Source organism: Xanthomonas sp. WHRI 8932A (genome assembly GCF_035012785.1).
Classification (GTDB): Bacteria; Pseudomonadota; Gammaproteobacteria; order Xanthomonadales; family Xanthomonadaceae; genus Xanthomonas.
In genome coordinates this window covers 231892-249364 of the sequence record NZ_JAYGQQ010000011.1, presented here as the reverse complement: position 1 = coordinate 249364, position 17473 = coordinate 231892, and the positions used below count along the sequence as shown (strand labels likewise).

The following is a 17473-nucleotide window of genomic DNA, read 5'->3' as shown; positions in this document are numbered from 1 at the left end:
CATGTCGCTCGGATAGGTCTTTTGGCGCATCCGCATAGTCTGCACTGATCAGGAAAGATCGTGAACAGGTTCTAAGAGCGGCCAACAACACGTAGCGAGCAATCGTCAGATGGATGCGGCCGGCGAACGGCAATGTGCGATTGGCCCATGCCGCGTCCGAGGAACCGCCACGCCCGCCTCGCGGCTGCGCCGTCGTTCTATCAGCCGCGCCGCGTGGCAGGATCAACAGCGTGTCTGGTCGTAGCTGCATCGTGCACCTTCCGTCATGACCTGCAACGCAGTCCACCATTGCAGCAGAGCACAACTGCTGTTTAATGCGTCCGCACCGCGATAGCGTTCCATGCTACTTCTTGGTCGGCCGCTCCCAGCCTTCGATCACGGTCTGACGCGGGCGTGCCACGCTGAGCTGGCCGGCCGGCGCGGCGCGGGTGATCACCGAGCCCGCACCGATGGTGGCATTGGCGCCGATCTCGATCGGCGCCACCAACGCGCTGTTGGAGCCGACGAACGCGTTATCACCGATGGTGGTCTGCGACTTGTTCACGCCATCGTAGTTGCAAGTGATGGTGCCGGCGCCGATATTGACCTTGCTGCCGATCACCGCATCGCCCAGGTAAGTGAGGTGGTTGGCCTTGCTACCCACCCCCATCGTGACCTTCTTGGTCTCGACGAAGTTGCCGATATGCACGCCATCGGCCAACAGCGTGCCCGGACGCAACCGCGCGAACGGGCCGATCATCACCGCACCCTCGGTCACCACACCTTCCAGATCGCAGTGCGCACGTACCTGCGTGCCGGCACCCAGCGTCACATCGCGCAAGCGTACGAACGGGCCAATCACCACGTCATCGCCCAGCGTCACATCGCCTTCCAGAATCACATCGATGTCCAGTTGTACATCGCGCCCCACCTGCACCGTGCCGCGCTGCTCCACGCGCGCCGGGTCGGCCATGCGCACGCCCTGCAGGCATAACGCACGCGCCGCACGCAGCTGCCAGGCGCGTTCAAGCTGAGCGAGTTGCCATGGGTCGTTGGCGCCTTCCACATCCTGCGGGTCGCCCACATGCACCATGTCGGCCGGGGTGAAGTCGGCGGCGGCGCTGGCAAACACGTCGGTGAGATAGAACTCGCCCTGCGCATTGTTGTTGGACAAGCCACCCAGCCAACGCCGCAGTGCAGTGGATTCGGCGGTAAGGATGCCGGTATTGATGGTGCGGATGCGTCGCTGCTCGTCGTTGGCGTCCTTCTGCTCGACGATCGCCGCCACCTTGCCTTCGGCATCGCGCAGGATGCGTCCGTAGCCGGTGGGATTGGCAAGCTCGGCGACCAGCACCGCCATCCGGCCCGGTGCGTGCAACAACTGCAGCAGGCTCTCGCTCTGGATCAGCGGCACATCGCCGTACAGCACCAGCACGGTGGCCGCATCAGGAATCGCATCCATCGCCTGCTGTACCGCGTGGCCGGTGCCCAGCTGCTGCTGTTGCTCGGCCCACTGCAAATCGGCCTGCCCGGCAAATGCGGCACGCACCTGATCGCCGCCGTGCCCGTAGACGATATGGATCGCGGCAGGCTGCAGCTGCCGTGCGGTGGCGATGACATGCGCCAACATCGGCTGGCCCGCCAGCGGCTGCAGCACCTTGGGCAGGGACGAGCGCATGCGCTTGCCCTCGCCCGCAGCCAGGATCACGACGTGCAGGGGCAGGGTCATCAAGAATTCCAAAGGCAGAAAGATCTGCAAATTCTAGTCGCAGCCATGCAAAACCGCGTGCTCGATCGATGTCTTAGAGCGGCTAACAAGACGTAGCGAGCAGTCGTCAGGTGGGTGCAGGCGGCGCGGAGGAACCGGAGGGTACAAGTGGTACATGCCGCACCGAGCACCGGCCGCGCCCGCCTGACGGTGAGCACAGTCGTTTTGTTAGCTGCTCTTGAACACGCGATGACAACTTTTTTAGCACTGCGGCGGCTAGGATGGGCGCCCTTTCTTCGTCCCCGGCACGCATGAGCCTGTTTCGCCAAGGCAGCCAGTTCACCCTGATTGGCGGCCTGCAATTGGCTGTGGATTGCGGCATCTTCATCGCCGCCACCGCCGCCGGCATGCCGACGGTGCCGGCCAATCTGCTCGGGCGCATCAGCGGCGCGGTGCTGGGGTTCTGGCTCAACGGCCGCTACACCTTCGCCCAACAAGGCGGCGCGCGCCTGGGCTGGCAGCGTTTCCGCCGCTTTGCGGTGATGTGGCTGGCGTTGACGCTGATCAGCACCTGGCTGCTGTCGGCGACGGTGGATCTGGTCGGCCTGCGCCAGGCCTGGCTGGCCAAGCCACTGGTCGAAGGCGGGCTGGCGATCGTGTCGTTCTTCCTTGGCCGGCACGTGGTGTATCGCTGAACGCGCGCGGGCGACCGAGGCTGGAGCGCGCGTCGTTGAACCAAGGCAGCCGACTGTTTCCCGCTTCAGTCACTCAGCAACGCCCGCACTGCAGGCGTCTTCCAAATGTGCGCTGCCCATACGCTGACGAGGCTTAAGAGCGGCATCTGCCAACGCACCGCCGTTGCGCACCACGGCGACAGTACATCCCATCTGCTGCAGGAAAACGGCAGCCAGCAAGCGCTGCACACTGCCCCGCCACCGGCTTCACCTTGATTCCGTTTTACAGGCGGATTGCGATCGAGGGGGAAGCCGCGCGGCACTCTGCGGCGGCTTGGTTCGCATGGAATTGCGTCGACCTTGCTGAAACATCATCACGGCAGTCGCCTTACTCAACCCCGCCGTGTACCGACCACACCGCGCTAGCTCTTGGCGAGTGCCTGCTGACAGAAGTCGCCCAGGCCACGCACCAGTGCCGCGCGGTGCAAGGCATCCAGCTGCCATTGCCCAGCGTAATGTGTCGCCGCACGTGCCGTGCTGGCCGAGCATTGCGCCGCCGAGCGCGCCGCTGCGACATCGGCCAGCGCATCGAGCAACTCGCCCTGCAGCTGGTCCAGACGCGCGCGCAGTGCGGCCAGATCCGGGCGAGCGGTGTCCGGTGCCCGTCCACGTTCATGCCAATGGTTCAACAGCGCGTACTGCACCGATTTATTGGCCTCGATCTGCGCCGCAAAGAAGCGCGCCGCGTCGTCGGCATCCAGCCCGTGTGCCGGCGCCTGATCGCGCACGCTCTGCAGCACCGCCGCTTCGCGCGCCTGGTCCAGCACCGACTTGCCGCTATCCCACTTGCTCAGCGCCACCGCATCGCCGATCGCATTGCGTTGCACGATGCGATCCAACAGCGGATCCAGCGGCGGCTGGCTGCGTACCGGAAGCGCGCAACCCAGCAGTGCAACCGCAAGCGTGCACGTCAGTGCATAACCGCGTAAGCCATCGATCGAGCGGGTCATGGGGTGTCCTCAATGTCGGGGGTGACCATGCCATGGCGCAGCGAAGCGCTGCATGGCAACCAGCCACGCAGTGTGCGCGCTGTCCACAACACGCGGCCTTGCGCCACGCAGGCGCATCTCCAAAAACGAAAACGCCGACACGAAGGTCGGCGTTTCCAATCCACATCTGCCTGCGGCATTACAGCTGAAGCATGTCGCTTGCCCGCAGACAATGGGGCAGGCAATTGATCAGTGCTTGAGGGTGCGGCGCAACCGCTCCAGTGCCTGCAACTGCACCGTCGCCTCGGCCAGCTGACGCTGCGCCTGGGCCACATCCACCGTATCGCCACGGTTGGCCAGCAAACGCTCGGCTTCTTCCTTGACCTTGCGGACCGCGGCCTCGTCGATGTCCTGCGCCCGTATCGCGGTGTCGACCAGCACGGTCACCACCTGCGGCTGCACTTCCAGGATGCCGCCGGAGATGGCGAAATCCAGCTGTTCGCCGCTGGCGGTGGTGACCACCACCTTGCCCGGCTTCAGGCGGGTGATCAGCGGCGCGTGCTTGGGCGCAATGCCCAGCTCGCCCAGTTCGCCGGTGGCCACGACCAGCGTCGCCTCACCGTGGAAGATTTCCTTCTCGGCGCTGACGATGTCGCAACGAATAGTGCTCATGGTGCCTACCTTGTGAGGTGGGGATTAGGGAGTCGGGATTGGGGATTAGCAACAGCGCATTCGCCGCCACGACCACCAATCACGCTCCCGCTCACCGCCGTACCAAATCCCGAATCCCGAATGCCAAATCCCGGCCGTTAAGCCTTGGAGCTCATCTTGTTGGCTTTCTCGACGGCTTCTTCGATATTGCCGACCATGTAGAACGCCTGCTCCGGCAGGTGGTCGTATTCGCCATCGCAGATCGCCTTGAAGCCGCGGATGGTGTCCTTCAGCGACACGTACTTGCCCGGCGAGCCGGTGAACACTTCGGCCACGTGGAAGGGCTGGCTGAAGAAACGCTCGATCTTGCGTGCGCGCGACACCGACTGCTTGTCTTCTTCGCTCAGCTCGTCCATGCCCAGGATCGCGATGATGTCCTTCAGTTCCTTGTACTTCTGCAAGGTCTGCTGGACGCGCTGGGCGGTGTCGTAATGCTCGTTGCCGATCACCAGCGGATCCATCTGACGGCTGGTGGAATCCAGCGGATCCACGGCCGGGTAGATGCCCAGCGAAGCGATGTTACGGCTCAGCGTGACGGTGGAATCCAAGTGGGCGAAGGTGGTCGCCGGCGACGGGTCGGTCAGGTCGTCCGCAGGCACGTACACGGCCTGGATCGAGGTGATCGAACCGCTCTTGGTCGAGGTGATGCGCTCCTGCAACACGCCCATTTCTTCGGCCAGGGTCGGCTGGTAACCCACCGCCGACGGCATACGGCCGAGCAGCGCCGACACTTCGGTACCGGCCAGCGTGTAGCGGTAGATGTTGTCGACGAACAGCAGCACGTCCTTGCCCTTGCCGTTCTCGTCCTTCTCGTCGCGGAAGTATTCAGCCATGGTCAGGCCGGTCAGCGCCACGCGCAGACGGTTGCCCGGCGGCTCGTTCATCTGGCCGTACACCATCGCGACCTTGTCCAGAACGTTGGAATCTTTCATCTCGTGGTAGAAGTCGTTGCCCTCACGGGTACGCTCGCCCACGCCGGCAAACACGGACAGACCCGAGTGCGCCTTGGCGATGTTGTTGATCAGTTCCATCATGTTGACGGTCTTGCCGACGCCGGCGCCGCCGAACAGGCCGACCTTGCCGCCCTTGGCGAACGGGCACATCAGGTCGATGACCTTGATGCCGGTTTCCAGCAATTCGGTGCTGGACGACTGGTCTTCGTACGACGGTGCGGCGCGGTGGATTTCCCAATGGTCCGCTGCCTGCACGTCGCCGGCTTCGTCGATCGGACGACCCAGCACGTCCATGATGCGGCCCAGCGTACCGGCGCCGACCGGCACCGAAATAGCGCGCTCGGTGTTGGTCGCCAGCAGGTTGCGCTTCAAGCCGTCGGTGGAGCCGAGCGCAATGGTGCGCACGACGCCGTCGCCGAGCTGCTGCTGCACTTCCAGGGTGATGGCGGTGCCTTCGACCTTCAGCGCGTGATAGACCTTGGGTACTTCATTGCGCTGGAACTCGACGTCGACGACCGCGCCGATGATCTGAACGATCTTGCCCTGACTCATTTGGATAACTCCACTAATGTCTGTTCGATTCTTGTGTCGGGAATGGGAAATCGAGAATGGGGAATGGGAAGATCAAGAGCACCGAAGCCTTGCCTATTCCCGTTTCACGATTCTCCATTCCCGGCTAGACAGCGGCCGCGCCGCTGACGATTTCCGAAATTTCCTGGGTGATCGCCGCCTGACGTGCCTTGTTGTAGATCAGTTGCAAGGTGCCGATCATCTTGTTGGCGTTGTCGCTGGCGGCCTTCATCGCCACCATGCGCGCGGCATGTTCTGACGCGACGTTCTCCAGCACGGCCTGGTACACCAGCGACTCGATGTAGCGCGTCATCACGTGCTCCAGCACGGTCGCCGCATCGGGTTCGTACAGGTAGTCCCAATCGTGATGCGCCACCTTGTGCTCGGCGGCCGGCAGCGGCAGCAGCTGATCGAAGCTGGCCTTCTGCGTCATGGTGTTCACGAAGCGGTTGTAGACCAGATACACGCGGTCGACCTTGCCGTCGATGAAGGCATCGATCATCACCTTGATCACACCGATCAGCTGCTCGACCTGCGGGCTGTCGCCCAGATGGGTCACGCTGCCGACCATGTTGACCTTGATGCGCCGGAAGAACGCCGACGCCTTCTGACCGATGGTCACCACGTCGATCTCGGCGCCCTTGTCCTGCCACGGGCGCACTTCGCCCAGCATCTTGCGGAACAGGTTGTTGTTCAGACCGCCGGCCAGGCCGCGGTCGGAAGAGATCACGATGTAACCGACCCGCTTGACCTGCTCACGCTCGACCAGAAACGGATGCTGGAAATCGGTGCTGGCCTGCGCCAGATGCCCGATCACCTGCTTCATCGCCTGCGCATACGGACGCGAGGTCTTCATGCGCTCCTGCGCCTTGCGGATCTTGGAGGCCGAGACCATTTCGAGCGCGCGCGTCACCTTGCGGGTGTTCTGCACGCTCTTGATCTTGGTTTTGATTTCGCGTCCGCCTGCCATTGCTCGCTCCGCTCGTGAGAATCGGGAATCGGGAATCGAGAATGGCCAGAGCCTCCCGCGTCCCACTTCACGACTCTCTAATTCCTAAATCTGGGATTCGGCAGCGGTGATTCGACATGGGCCAACGCCCCGAACCACCGCTCCTACAAATCCCGAATGCCCAATCCCGAATCCCGGCGCCTTACCAGGTGCCGGTGGTCTTGAACTCTGCGATGCCCTTCTTGAACGCGGCTTCGATGTCGTTGTCCCAACCGCCGGTGCTGTTGATCTTGGAGATCAACTCGCCCTGGGTGTTGGCGAAGTGCGCGTGCAGGCCTTCTTCGAACGCCAGCAGCTTGTTGACCGGCACTTCATCGAGGTAACCCTCGTTGACGGCATAGATCGACAGCGCCTGGTTGGCGATGGACATCGGTGCGTACTGCTTCTGCTTCATCAGCTCGGTGACGCGCTGACCGCGCTCGAGCTGCTTGCGGGTGGCTTCGTCCAGATCCGAGGCGAACTGCGCGAACGCCGCCAGCTCACGGTACTGCGCCAGCGAGATACGAATGCCGCCGGACAGCTTCTTGATGATCTTGGTCTGGGCCGCACCACCGACGCGCGACACCGAGATACCGGCGTTCACGGCCGGACGGATACCGGCGTTGAACAGGTCGGTTTCCAGGAAGATCTGGCCGTCGGTGATCGAGATCACGTTGGTCGGCACGAACGCGGACACGTCGCCGGCCTGCGTTTCGATGATCGGCAGCGCGGTCAGCGAGCCGGTCTTGCCGGTCACCGCACCGTTGGTGAACTTCTCCACGTACTCCTCGGACACGCGCGCTGCGCGCTCCAGCAGGCGGGAGTGCAGATAGAACACGTCGCCCGGATAGGCTTCACGGCCCGGCGGACGCTTGAGCAGCAGCGAGATCTGGCGGTAGGCCACGGCCTGCTTGGACAGATCGTCGTACACGATCAGCGCGTCTTCGCCGCGATCCATGAAGTATTCGCCCATGGTGCAGCCGGCATACGGGCTGATGTACTGCATCGCGGCCGATTCGGACGCGGTCGCAGCCACCACCACGGTGTGCGCCAGCGCGCCGTTTTCTTCGAGCTTGCGCACGATGTTGGCAACGGTCGAGGCCTTCTGGCCGATCGCCACGTACACGCACTTGATGCCGGTGCCCTTCTGATTGATCACCGCATCGATCGCCAGCGCGGTCTTGCCGGTCTGACGGTCGCCGATGACCAGCTCGCGCTGACCGCGGCCGATCGGGATCATCGCATCGACCGACTTGTAACCGGTCTGCACCGGCTGGTCGACCGACTTACGCCAGATCACGCCCGGCGCAACGCGCTCGACCGGTGCGGTCTGGGTGGCACCCAGCGGGCCCTTGCCGTCGATCGGCTCGCCCAGTGCGTTGACCACGCGACCCAGCAGTTCCGGACCCACCGGCACTTCCAGGATGCGACCGGTGGTCTTGGCCACGTCGCCTTCGCGCAGGTTTTCGTAATCGCCCAACACCACGGCGCCGACCGAATCGCGCTCCAGGTTCAACGCCAGGGCGAAGGTGTTGTTGGGCAGTTCGATCATTTCGCCCTGCATCACGTCGGCCAGGCCGAAGATGCGCACGATGCCGTCGGACACGCTGGTCACGGAGCCTTCGTTGCGCGACTCCGCGGACAGCTTGACCGTCTCGATGCGGGTCTTGATCAGGTCGCTGATTTCGGAGGGGTTGAGCGTGGTTGCCATCGTTCAGTCCTAGGTGCCGGCCGCGAGGGCCATGCGTTTATGTGAATTCAGTGGGCGAGCGAGCTTTGCAGACGCGCGAGCTTGCCCTTCAGCGAGCCGTCGATGACCACGTCGCCGGTGTCGATCACCGCGCCGCCGATCAGCGATGCATCTACCGCGGTGGTGATGTCCACCTCGCGGCCAAAACGCTTCTTCAGTGCAGCGGCGATCGTGTCCAGCTCGGCCGGCGTCATCTCGGTGGCCGAGGTCACGGTCGCCTTGACGACATGCTCGGCCTCGGCACGCAGCTGTTCGTACAGCCCCGCCACTTCCGGCAACAGCGACAGCCGATGCGCATCGGCCAGCAGGCCGAGGAAACGCAGATAGTGTTCGCCAGCCTGCGGCGGCGCCAGCAACGTCACTGCCTGTTCCTGGCGCAGGGCCGGGTTGAGCAGCAGCGCAGCCACGCGTGGGTCGCCGGCCACCTGCGCCGAAAACGCCAGCGCATCGGACCAGGGCGCGAACGTGCCGCCCTCACGCGCGATTGCAAACGCGGCACGGCCGTAGGGACGGGCAAGTGTGAGGGCCTGACTCATCGGTTAAATCTCCGCCGCCAGCTCGTCGAGCAGCGCCTTGTGAGCGTTGGCGTCGATTTCGCGCTTGAGCAGCTTCTCGGCGCCGCTGACCGCCAGCACCGAGATCTGCTTGCGCAGTTCTTCGCGGGCACGGGTGGCAGATGCGTCGATTTCGGTCTGGGCCAGATCCTTCTGACGGTTGGCTTCGGCAATCGCCTCGAGCTTGGCCGCTTCGATGATCTGATTGGCGCGCGCATGGGCCTGATCGATGATCTCGTTGGCCTTGGTGCGTGCGTCTTTCAGTGCTTCGTTGACCTTTTCCTGGGCCTGCGCCAGATCCTTCTGACTACGATCGGCGGCAGCCAGACCTTCAGCGATCTTTTGCTGACGCTCTTCGATCGCCTGCAGCAGCGGCGGCCAGATTTTGGTCGCGACGATCCAGATCAGACCGGCGAAGGCCAGCGCCTGGGCAAAGATGGTAAGGGTGATATCCATGGGTCGCTCAATCGCTGTTTAGGGGTGAAAGCGCCGCCGCAGTGGCGACGCTTTCCGACCTTCATCCGCGGGCGCAGCCGCACTGGCTGCATCCACATCCTGCTACCGCTGGATCAGCCGGCAGCCTGCGACAGACGCTCGATGAACACCTGGGCCAGCGGGTTGGCGAAGGCGAACAGCAGGCCGACGGCGACGCTGATGATGAACGCGGCGTCGATCAGGCCGGCGGTGATGAACATACGCACCTGCAGCACCGGAATCAGTTCCGGCTGGCGCGCGGCCGATTCCAGGAACTTGCCAGCCATGATGGCCAGACCGAGGCCGGCACCCAGCGCGGCCAGGCCGATCATGATGCCGACGGCGAGGACGGTGGAGCTCTGGACTTGAGCGAGGTTGGTCAGGACGGCGAGGTACATGGTGATCTCCGAACGAAAGTTTCTAAGGGTGATGGATGAATCGAGATGAAGCGTATGAAGGGTGTAGCGAAACTCAGTGACTGTCTTCCGCAAGGCTCAGATACACGATCGACAGCATCATGAAAATGAAGGCCTGCAGCGGAATCACCAACAGGTGGAACAGCATCCAGCCAAGGCCGAATACGCCGCCAGCGACCATGCCGGCGATGCCCGCACCGCCCAGCACCCAGATCAGCAGGAAGACGATCTCGCCGCCGAACATGTTGCCGAACAGTCGCATCGCCAACGAAATCGGCTTGCTCAGCCACTCGACGATGTTCAAAAGCAGGTTGAACGGCATCATCCATTTGCCGAACGGCGCCGTCAGGAATTCCTTGGTCATGCCGCCAACGCCCTTGGAGCGCAGCGAGAAGACGATCATCAGGAAGAACACGCTGATCGACATGCCCAAGGTGGCATTGACGTCGGCGGTGGGCACCGGCTTCCAGGCGTGGATGCCTGCCCAACCGAGCGGAATGGCGATGAAGTCGGCCGGAACCATCTTGAGGAGATTCATCAACAGGATCCAGAAGAAGATGGTGATCGCGATCGGCGTCACCAGCTTGCTGCTGCCGTGATAGGTGTCCTTGGCCTGCCGGTCGACGAACTCCAGGCAGATTTCTACGAATGCCTGCCACTTGCCCGGCACGCCGGCCGTGGCATTGCGGGTCGCCGTCCAGAACGCCAGCACCATGACCAGGCCCATCAACACGGCCATGACCAGGGTATCGACGTGGATGGTCCAAAACGTGCCGCCACCCTCGCGAACCGGATAGATCAGGTTCTGCAAGTGATGCTGGATATAGGAGGTAGGTGTTGCTGCCTCGCCCGCCATGTGTCTGGAGCCCTTTAAGTTCGAATCAACGCCTGGCCAGAGCCAGAACCTGAAAAATCAACCCGATGGCGATACCTGCCAACAGAGCCAGAGGAGGCAACCGCCACAGGGCAAAGCCCAGCGACAACGCCGCAAATACCAACACCCACTTCAGCACCATCGCCAGCACCAACCGCACCATCGCGATTCCGGCTGCCTGGATGCCGCCGCCGAGCGCGGTGCGTGCCGCAACCCAACCGCCCAGTACCGTCGCAAACCCGGTCAATGCCAGACCGGCAGAGTAACGGGGACCGACCAACAGCAACCCCAGACTGGTTATAGCTACAGCAGCAAGCGGATATACCGCAGCGCGCAGCATCAACCGCCGACCCGCGTCAACGGAGTTCAGCACTACGGTTACCTTACGTGTGAATGAGGGGGGAAGCGCAGTTGCGCCTCGTCGAGCCGCGAAAGTATAGCAATGGGACAAATTGCGAGACAACCGGCAGAAGTCATTCGCTGCTGCAATGCACCAAGCATGCGTCGTGGCGGCGGGTGGGAACTTTGCCACAAACCGACGGTCAGAACTTGCGAGGCCTGCACATCCTCGTCGAAAGGTACCGCCGCAGGTCGCGTATGGGAGCCCTGGGAGACCGGGGCTCCCGCTTTTTACGCATTTTGTCGCACCCTGACACTTTCCCATCCGCGGTCCAATCCGCCGCACTGCACGATATTTCGATCTGTGCAGTGACTGGGTTCGGGGCACAGCAGCGTGCGGAACGTCATCCGTTGCGCAGTTGGCGGCCATGACCGTACCTGATGGTATGCACTGCGACACACTTTGCGCGGGTCGTCTTCAACCCTGGATTTGCCGCGCCCTGCGCGCGATGCCCATGCCTGTTGGGACTTGCGGACCGTTTTGTCCGATTGCTATATCGGCCTTCACACGTGTGCGACGATTTCTTCACTTTTGAAAGACGCCGCCTTATCGATAGTGCGCGCCACTGGCCCATCGGCCTGACCATTCCAAGATTACGGAGCTCCCCATGAAACACCTCCTTGCACTGGCGATCCCGTGCGTTCTGGCCGTCGCCTACGTCGCCCCCGCGCACGCCGAAGATAGCGATGACCGCTTCCAGATTCGCCTCGGTGCGATGAACGTGGACAACGACAACACCATCCGTGGCAACACGCTGGTGGCAGGCAACAATGTGTCGGTCAACGAAGATTTCAAGCTGGGCGGCAAGGAATGGGAGCCGCGCGTCGATGGCGTGTTCCGCATCAGCACCCGTCAGCGCCTGATCTTCGATTACTTCAAGTACGACAAGGATCGCCGCGAGACCCTGACCCAGGATCTGAGCGCCGGTGGCGTGACCGTGCCGACCGGTAGCTTCATCAAGGGTGAGCTGAAGTATCAGGTCGCGACCCTGGTGTACGACTACTCGGTGATCGATTCGCCGGAATTCAGCCTGGGCCTGCAGATCGGTGCCGAATACGCCAAGGTTGAAGCCAATGCGTATGCCGATCTGGGCAGCGTGTTCTCCGGCGATGTGCTGGACGAGAAGGCCGATGGCGTTGCGCCGGTGGTTGGCGTCCGCTTCACCGCGCGTCCGAGCGAGCATTGGCTGTTCAACGTGCAGGGCCAGTACCTCAACACCAGCTGGGGCAACTTCGACGACTACGAGGGCGACCTGAGCCGCGCCAACGCGATTGCCGAATACCGCTTCACCAAGAACTTCGGCATCTTCGCCGGCTACGACTGGTTCAAGCTCGATGTCGACCAGCGCGGCAGCGATGGCCTGATCGGCCTGAAGCAGGAGTTCAAGGGCCCGGTGGCAGGCGTGACGTTCGCGTTCTGATCTGCGCCACTGTTGCAAGCGAACGGCCCGCCCTGTGCGGGCCGTTCGCGTTTCAGCTGCCGGGCGGCGTCGACGGCACCGGGAACAGCTGGGTGGCCACGCACACGTAGTCGGCCAGCGGCATCTCGTCCATGCCGGCGCGCAGTACGTCCACCTGCGCCGGATCGGCGATCGGCTTGGATACCCAACGTCCCTGCTCTGGGATCAGTTGGCTGCCGTAACGCTGCGGCTTGCCGTTCGCGATGAGCACGCGATCGGTCAGCAACACCAATTGGTGCGCCGACACCTCGCCACTGCGTGCGCCATGCCGGGTCAGCGTGCCCAGCACGCGCTCCTGCAAGGCCGGATCGGCGTCGGCATGCTGCACCAGCAGCCAGGCGGCGGCCACGCCGTCGCGTCCAACCTGCGCCACGCTGGGCAAACCATCGTGTTCGGCGACGATGCGACGCATCTGCGGCAGATGCTCGGCGTCCATCGCCACCATCTTGCCCACCGCTTCCTGCGACCAGTCACCGTTGCGGACCTGTTGATCCAGGCGCTCCATCTCCAGCAACCGCGCGCGCAATGCGGGGGCGCTGGGAGCTGCCGTCGCCTCGGCAGGGGTGGCGGTCGCGGCATCCGCCTTGGCCTGCTCCTGCGCGCGCACGAACGCCGCCGCGCTTGGGCATTTGGCCAGCGCCGCCGCCATCTCCGGATCGTCCTGCGTGGACGCAGCTGCGGCGGTCACCGTCGCGAGCATGCAGCTCATCCCAATTCCGAGCACGGCCTTGCGCATCGATCGACACTCAGTGTGATGGACTGCGTGGCCGGACATCCGGACAGCTTCCACCTGCAGCATGCCCAAGCCACGATGCCTCGTGCAAGACGGGGCGACGAGGTCTTGCAGCGGCTGAGCGGGCGCCTGCGTTGTCGGCATCGTGCGCAGACGTTGCCGCCCGCAGGGATGTCATGCACATCCGGTTCCGGGTAAGGGCGGCCAACAACACGACTGTGCTCACCGCCAGGCGGGGCGGCCGGTGCGCGCTGCCGCATGGACTACGCGTTCACTCTGGTTCGTCCGCGTCGTCCATATCCACCTGACGACTGCTGGCTACATCCTGTTAGCCGATCTGGGGCACGGTTGCACAGCCACGCCATCGGCCGGCTTGTGCCGCCATACCCACCTGACGACTGCTGGCTACGTCCTGCTAACCGCTCTGGGGCGCGGTTGCGCAGCCATGTCATCGGCCGGCTTGTAACGCCCATGCCGCCCTTGCCTGCGGATGCGCGGTTTTGCGTGCTCTTTCAAGTTCCAATCGCGTTGCCACGCGGCTCAGTGAGTCCCTTGTCGATCAGCGCACCAATGGCGCGCGCATCGTCAACCAGCGGCATGCTGCAGCTACGCACCGGCAAGCGCCAGGGTGCTCACTCGGCGACGCGTTCGCCGCCCTTGATCACGCCCTCTACCTGCCGCAGCACGGTGACGTCCTGCAGCGGATCGCCGCTGACCGCAATCAGATCGGCGTAGCGGCCCGGGGCGATGGTGCCGACATCGTTGCTGCGCCCCAGGGCCTCGGCTGCATCCACGGTGGCGGCGCGGATTGCTTCCAACGGCGTCATGCCCCACTCCACCATCTTGGCAAACTGGCGGGCGTTGTCGCCGTTGGGATACACGCCGCCATCGCTGCCGAACACCAGCTTCACTCCGGCCGCGTGCGCGGCGCGGAAGGTCTCACGCTGCTTGCGCCCGATCTGGCGCTCCTTTTCCAGCGATTCAGCGAACAGACCGTTCTTTTCGCCCTCGGCAAGGATGTAGTCGTCGTTGTAGATGTCCATCGAGAACCAGGTGCCATGCGCCTTGGCCAGCTTGAAGGACTCCGCATCGGCCAGGCTGGCGTGCTCGATGGTGTCGGCACCGGCGCGAATCGCATCGTTGATGCCGGCGGTGCCATGGGCGTGCACGGCGACCTTCAGGCCCAGCCGGTGCGCTTCGTCCACCAGCGCGCGCATTTCCTCCAGGCTGTATTGCTGCCCGCCGACGCTGTCGGTCTTGGACAGCACCCCGCCGGTACCGCAGAACTTGATCACTTCTGCACCGTATTTGCGCAGCGTCCGCACCGCGGCGCGGATCGCGTCCGGACCATCGGCGACACCGGGGCCGCTGACTTTGACCGAGGGCGGGAATTCGGTGGCATCGCAGTGGCCACCGGTTGCGCCGATGCCGTAGGTCGCCGGCACGATGCGCGGGCCGGGCACGGTGCCGCGCTCGATCGCCTGTTTGAGCGCGACATCGTCGTAGTGGAGCGAACCGACATTGCGCACCGTGGTGAAGCCTGCGCGCAGCGTTTTTGCGGCATTGGCCACACCGACCACGGTCCAGAAGTTGTCGGTGTACTCCAGGCCCTTATAGCCGCCCAGGGTGGGATCCACGGTGAGATGCACATGCATGTCGATCAACCCCGGCAACAGTGTGCGCTCGCCCAGATCGATGCGCTGCGCATCGGCCGGCAGCGGATCGCCCTGCCGACCGACGCGGGTGATACGGCCGGCGGCCACTTCGATCTGCGGTTTGTCCACATAGCGGCCGGTCTGCACGTCCAGCAGGCGCGCGGCGGTGATCACGGTGGTCTGAGCGTACGCACACAGCGAGGCACACAGACAGCCAGCAGCGGCGAGCAGCGCCGGCAAACGCATCTTCGACATCGGGGTCGTCCCTGAGCTGCGGACGGCGTGTCCGCGACCCGATGGTGCAAGCGCGCTGCGGGCTGTGCAAGCGCCACCGATATCGCACTGTGGTAATGCCATGCGTGGCGGCGTCAGCCCTGCCTGACGCGCGCGCGATGCACGAGCGCCACGCGCCCAGACTGGAGGCTGCCGGATGACCTACTAAATCCGCTTGCAGGGGTCAGCATTGTCGACGCATGCGATCGAGTGCAGCCGCCAAGCGGGGTCGCCACATGCGGCTGCGTACCACGCTGGAAACCGCGGAAAAATCCGCGCGTGCGCAGTAGCGCCGCATGCACTTGACCCCTACCACACGCATGGCATGGCACCGCAACGGCAACGGCAACGGCAACTGCAATTGCAATTGCAACTGCACCGGCAACGACCACAGCAAAAGCGATCACGCGCACTGAGCCCCATCACGACAACGCCCCGCACAAGGCGGGGCGTTGCTGACAGCAGCCGAGGCGAGCTGTTACTTCTTCTTCGGGATGTACAGGTCGGTGATGGTGCCGTCGTACACCTCGGCCGCCATGCCGACCGATTCGCTCAGGGTCGGATGCGCGTGGATGGTGTGGCCGATGTCTTCGGCTTCGGCGCCCATCTCGATCGCCAGGCCAATCTCGGCCAACAGGTCACCGGCATGCACGCCGACGATGGCGCCACCGATGATGCGGTGGGTGTCTTCGTCGAAGATCAGCTTGGTGAAGCCTTCGGTGCGGCCGATGCCGATCGCGCGGCCGCTGGCAGCCCACGGGAACTTGGCCACGCCGACCTTCAGGCCCTTGGCCTTGGCTTCGTTCTCGGTGACGCCGACCCAGGCGATTTCCGGGTTGGTGTACGCCACCGACGGAATCACCCGCGCCACCCATTCCTTCTTCTCGCCGGCCGCCACTTCAGCAGCCAGCTTGCCTTCGTGGGTGGCCTTGTGTGCCAGCATCGGGTTACCGACGATGTCGCCGATGGCGAAGATGTGCGGCACGTTGGTGCGCATCTGCCGGTCCACCGGGATAAAGCCGCGCTCGGTGATGGTGACGCCCGCCTTCTCCGCACCGATCTTCTTGCCGTTGGGCGAGCGGCCCACGGCCACCAGCACGCGATCGAAGGCAGTCGCCTGCAGGCCGGGCTTCTCGCCCTCCACGGCCGCTTCAAAGGACACGGTGATGCCGCTCTTGTCGGCCTTCACGTCGGTAGCCTTGGTCTTGAGATGGACCTCGACGCCCTGCTTCTTCAGGCGATCGGCCAGCGGCTTGACCAGGTCCTTGTCGGCGCCCGGCATCAGCTGATCCATGAACTCGACCACGGTGACCTTGCTGCCCAACGCGCTATACACCGTGGCCATTTCCAGGCCGATGATGCCGCCGCCAACCACCAGCAGGGTGTTGGGAATGTCATGCAGCTCCAGCGCGTCGGTGGAGTCCATCACGCGCTTGTCGTCCCACGGGAAGTTGGGCAGCTTCACCGCCTGCGACCCGGCGGCGATGACGCAATGCTCGAAGCGCAGCAGCTGCGTCTTGCCGTCGTCGCCGACGATCTCCAACTCGTTGGGCGAGACGAAGTTGGCCACACCGGTAACGGTGCGCACCTTGCGCTGCTTGGCCATGCTGGCCAGGCCGCCGGTGAGCTTGCCGACCACCTTTTCCTTGTACTCGCGCAGCTTGTCCAGGGTGATCTTGGGCTGGCCGAAGTCCACGCCGAAATCGCCGGCATGGGCCACTTCATCGATCACCGCGGCGGCATGCAGCAGCGCCTTGGACGGGATGCAGCCGACGTTGAGGCAGACGCCGCCGAGGCTGGCGTAGCGCTCGATCAGCACCGTGTCCAGGCCCAGGTCGGCAGCGCGGAACGCAGCGGTGTAGCCGCCGGGGCCGGCGCCGAGCACCACCATCTTGCAGTCGATATCCGCGGTCCTGCCGCTGGCCAGCGCCGGCTTGGGCGCAGCCGGCTCGGCCGGGGCGCGGTGCGACGGCGTCACCGGCGGCTTGCTGCCGGGTGCGGCGGCCGCGGGAGCTGCAGGCGCGGCTGCCTTGGTCTCGGCCTTGGCGGGCGCAGGCGCGGCGGCCTCGCCTTCGGTTTCCAGCAGCAGCACTACGGCGCCTTCGGACAAGTTGTCGCCAATCTTGACCTTGAGCTCTTTGACCACACCGGCAGCCGAAGACGGCACTTCCAGCGTGGCCTTGTCCGATTCCAGCGTGACCAGGCCCTGGTCCTTGGCCACGCTGTCGCCCACGGCGACCAGCACTTCGATGACGGGGACATCGCTGTAATCGCCGATGTCAGGAACCTTGATTTCAATGACCGCCATTTGCT

General features: G+C 64.0%; 16 protein-coding genes and 3 other RNA genes. 3 read left to right on the top strand and 16 right to left on the bottom strand.

Features of this window, described 5'->3' with window-relative positions; genetic code table 11:
* Positions 1-79: 79 nt before the first annotated feature.
* The 3 genes from VC212_RS18855 to VC212_RS18845 all read right to left on the bottom strand — a co-directional run bounded on the left by VC212_RS18855 (position 80) and on the right by VC212_RS18845 (position 1864).
* A non-coding RNA gene (locus VC212_RS18855) (sX9 sRNA) lies at positions 80-149 on the bottom strand.
* 194 nt (positions 150-343) lie between these two features.
* Positions 344-1708 carry a bifunctional UDP-N-acetylglucosamine diphosphorylase/glucosamine-1-phosphate N-acetyltransferase GlmU gene (glmU, locus tag VC212_RS18850; protein WP_323514993.1) on the bottom strand — a complete coding sequence of 455 codons (1365 nt, stop codon included), beginning with the start codon at positions 1706-1708 and terminating at the stop codon, positions 344-346.
* Between the two features lie 80 nt (positions 1709-1788).
* Positions 1789-1864, bottom strand: a non-coding RNA gene (locus VC212_RS18845) — sX9 sRNA.
* 134 nt (positions 1865-1998) lie between these two features.
* Between VC212_RS18845 and VC212_RS18840 the strand changes: the two genes are divergently transcribed.
* Positions 1999-2382, top strand: a complete 384-nt coding sequence (locus VC212_RS18840) for a GtrA family protein (protein ID WP_046963367.1) — start codon at positions 1999-2001, stop codon at positions 2380-2382.
* A gap of 401 nt (positions 2383-2783) precedes the next feature.
* On the opposite strand, the gene VC212_RS18835 is transcribed toward VC212_RS18840, so the two are convergent.
* The 10 genes from VC212_RS18835 to VC212_RS18790 form a co-directional block, all read right to left on the bottom strand.
* Positions 2784-3371: a chorismate mutase gene (locus VC212_RS18835; RefSeq protein WP_323514995.1), complete on the bottom strand. Its 588-nt coding sequence runs from the start codon at positions 3369-3371 to the stop codon at positions 2784-2786.
* Between the two features lie 228 nt (positions 3372-3599).
* The gene (locus tag VC212_RS18830) at positions 3600-4022 is read right to left on the bottom strand and encodes a F0F1 ATP synthase subunit epsilon (protein ID WP_055848010.1); all 423 of its coding nucleotides are present in this window, start codon (positions 4020-4022) and stop codon (positions 3600-3602) included.
* 137 nt (positions 4023-4159) lie between these two features.
* Positions 4160-5566 carry a F0F1 ATP synthase subunit beta gene (gene atpD, locus VC212_RS18825; RefSeq protein ID WP_055848007.1) on the bottom strand — a complete coding sequence of 469 codons (1407 nt, stop codon included), beginning with the start codon at positions 5564-5566 and terminating at the stop codon, positions 4160-4162.
* A 124-nt stretch (positions 5567-5690) separates the two neighbouring features.
* Positions 5691-6554: a F0F1 ATP synthase subunit gamma gene (gene atpG / locus VC212_RS18820; RefSeq protein ID WP_055848004.1), complete on the bottom strand. Its 864-nt coding sequence runs from the start codon at positions 6552-6554 to the stop codon at positions 5691-5693.
* A 181-nt stretch (positions 6555-6735) separates the two neighbouring features.
* Positions 6736-8283: a F0F1 ATP synthase subunit alpha gene (atpA, locus tag VC212_RS18815; protein WP_055848002.1), complete on the bottom strand. Its 1548-nt coding sequence runs from the start codon at positions 8281-8283 to the stop codon at positions 6736-6738.
* Between the two features lie 47 nt (positions 8284-8330).
* Positions 8331-8858, bottom strand: coding sequence for a F0F1 ATP synthase subunit delta (locus VC212_RS18810; RefSeq protein ID WP_055847999.1), 528 nt, complete (start codon positions 8856-8858; stop codon positions 8331-8333).
* 3 nt (positions 8859-8861) lie between these two features.
* The gene (locus tag VC212_RS18805) at positions 8862-9332 is read right to left on the bottom strand and encodes a F0F1 ATP synthase subunit B (protein WP_055847997.1); all 471 of its coding nucleotides are present in this window, start codon (positions 9330-9332) and stop codon (positions 8862-8864) included.
* A 113-nt stretch (positions 9333-9445) separates the two neighbouring features.
* Complete coding sequence (gene atpE / locus VC212_RS18800) at positions 9446-9748, bottom strand: F0F1 ATP synthase subunit C (RefSeq protein WP_002814105.1); 303 nt, start codon at positions 9746-9748, stop codon at positions 9446-9448.
* A 73-nt stretch (positions 9749-9821) separates the two neighbouring features.
* On the bottom strand, positions 9822-10622 hold the full coding sequence (gene atpB, locus VC212_RS18795) for a F0F1 ATP synthase subunit A (protein WP_055847994.1): 801 nt from the start codon (positions 10620-10622) through the stop codon (positions 9822-9824).
* A 25-nt stretch (positions 10623-10647) separates the two neighbouring features.
* The gene (locus tag VC212_RS18790) at positions 10648-11013 is read right to left on the bottom strand and encodes a hypothetical protein (RefSeq protein ID WP_074059361.1); all 366 of its coding nucleotides are present in this window, start codon (positions 11011-11013) and stop codon (positions 10648-10650) included.
* Between the two features lie 634 nt (positions 11014-11647).
* Here VC212_RS18790 and VC212_RS18785 point away from each other — a divergent pair.
* Positions 11648-12460: a hypothetical protein gene (locus VC212_RS18785; RefSeq protein WP_055847993.1), complete on the top strand. Its 813-nt coding sequence runs from the start codon at positions 11648-11650 to the stop codon at positions 12458-12460.
* A gap of 52 nt (positions 12461-12512) precedes the next feature.
* On the opposite strand, the gene VC212_RS18780 is transcribed toward VC212_RS18785, so the two are convergent.
* The gene (locus tag VC212_RS18780; RefSeq protein ID WP_323526518.1) at positions 12513-13199 is read right to left on the bottom strand and encodes a DUF6624 domain-containing protein; all 687 of its coding nucleotides are present in this window, start codon (positions 13197-13199) and stop codon (positions 12513-12515) included.
* A gap of 291 nt (positions 13200-13490) precedes the next feature.
* Here VC212_RS18780 and VC212_RS18775 point away from each other — a divergent pair.
* A non-coding RNA gene (locus tag VC212_RS18775) (sX9 sRNA) lies at positions 13491-13566 on the top strand.
* Positions 13567-13864: 298 nt separating this feature from the next.
* Here the strand turns inward: VC212_RS18775 and VC212_RS18770 are convergent.
* Together VC212_RS18770 and lpdA are read right to left on the bottom strand one after the other, a co-directional pair.
* The gene (locus VC212_RS18770; protein WP_323514997.1) at positions 13865-15142 is read right to left on the bottom strand and encodes an amidohydrolase family protein; all 1278 of its coding nucleotides are present in this window, start codon (positions 15140-15142) and stop codon (positions 13865-13867) included.
* Between the two features lie 496 nt (positions 15143-15638).
* Positions 15639-17468 (bottom strand): dihydrolipoyl dehydrogenase, encoded by a 1830-nt coding sequence (gene lpdA / locus VC212_RS18765; RefSeq protein ID WP_323514998.1) that lies wholly within the window; start codon positions 17466-17468, stop codon positions 15639-15641.
* Positions 17469-17473 lie beyond the last annotated feature (5 nt).

Coding starts and splice junctions, on each gene's coding strand:
- VC212_RS18770 (WP_323514997.1), bottom strand. CDS start 15,142: ATGTCGAAGATGCGTTTGCCGGCGCTGCTCGCCGCTGCTGGCTGTCTG.
- VC212_RS18830 (WP_055848010.1), bottom strand. CDS start 4,022: ATGAGCACTATTCGTTGCGACATCGTCAGCGCCGAGAAGGAAATCTTC.
- VC212_RS18810 (WP_055847999.1), bottom strand. CDS start 8,858: ATGAGTCAGGCCCTCACACTTGCCCGTCCCTACGGCCGTGCCGCGTTT.
- VC212_RS18835 (WP_323514995.1), bottom strand. CDS start 3,371: ATGACCCGCTCGATCGATGGCTTACGCGGTTATGCACTGACGTGCACG.
- atpB (WP_055847994.1), bottom strand. CDS start 10,622: ATGGCGGGCGAGGCAGCAACACCTACCTCCTATATCCAGCATCACTTG.
- glmU (WP_323514993.1), bottom strand. CDS start 1,708: ATGACCCTGCCCCTGCACGTCGTGATCCTGGCTGCGGGCGAGGGCAAG.
- VC212_RS18785 (WP_055847993.1), top strand. CDS start 11,648: ATGAAACACCTCCTTGCACTGGCGATCCCGTGCGTTCTGGCCGTCGCC.
- VC212_RS18780 (WP_323526518.1), bottom strand. CDS start 13,199: ATGCTCGCGACGGTGACCGCCGCAGCTGCGTCCACGCAGGACGATCCG.
- atpA (WP_055848002.1), bottom strand. CDS start 8,283: ATGGCAACCACGCTCAACCCCTCCGAAATCAGCGACCTGATCAAGACC.
- lpdA (WP_323514998.1), bottom strand. CDS start 17,468: ATGGCGGTCATTGAAATCAAGGTTCCTGACATCGGCGATTACAGCGAT.
- VC212_RS18805 (WP_055847997.1), bottom strand. CDS start 9,332: ATGGATATCACCCTTACCATCTTTGCCCAGGCGCTGGCCTTCGCCGGT.
- atpG (WP_055848004.1), bottom strand. CDS start 6,554: ATGGCAGGCGGACGCGAAATCAAAACCAAGATCAAGAGCGTGCAGAAC.
- atpD (WP_055848007.1), bottom strand. CDS start 5,566: ATGAGTCAGGGCAAGATCGTTCAGATCATCGGCGCGGTCGTCGACGTC.
- atpE (WP_002814105.1), bottom strand. CDS start 9,748: ATGTACCTCGCCGTCCTGACCAACCTCGCTCAAGTCCAGAGCTCCACC.
- VC212_RS18840 (WP_046963367.1), top strand. CDS start 1,999: ATGAGCCTGTTTCGCCAAGGCAGCCAGTTCACCCTGATTGGCGGCCTG.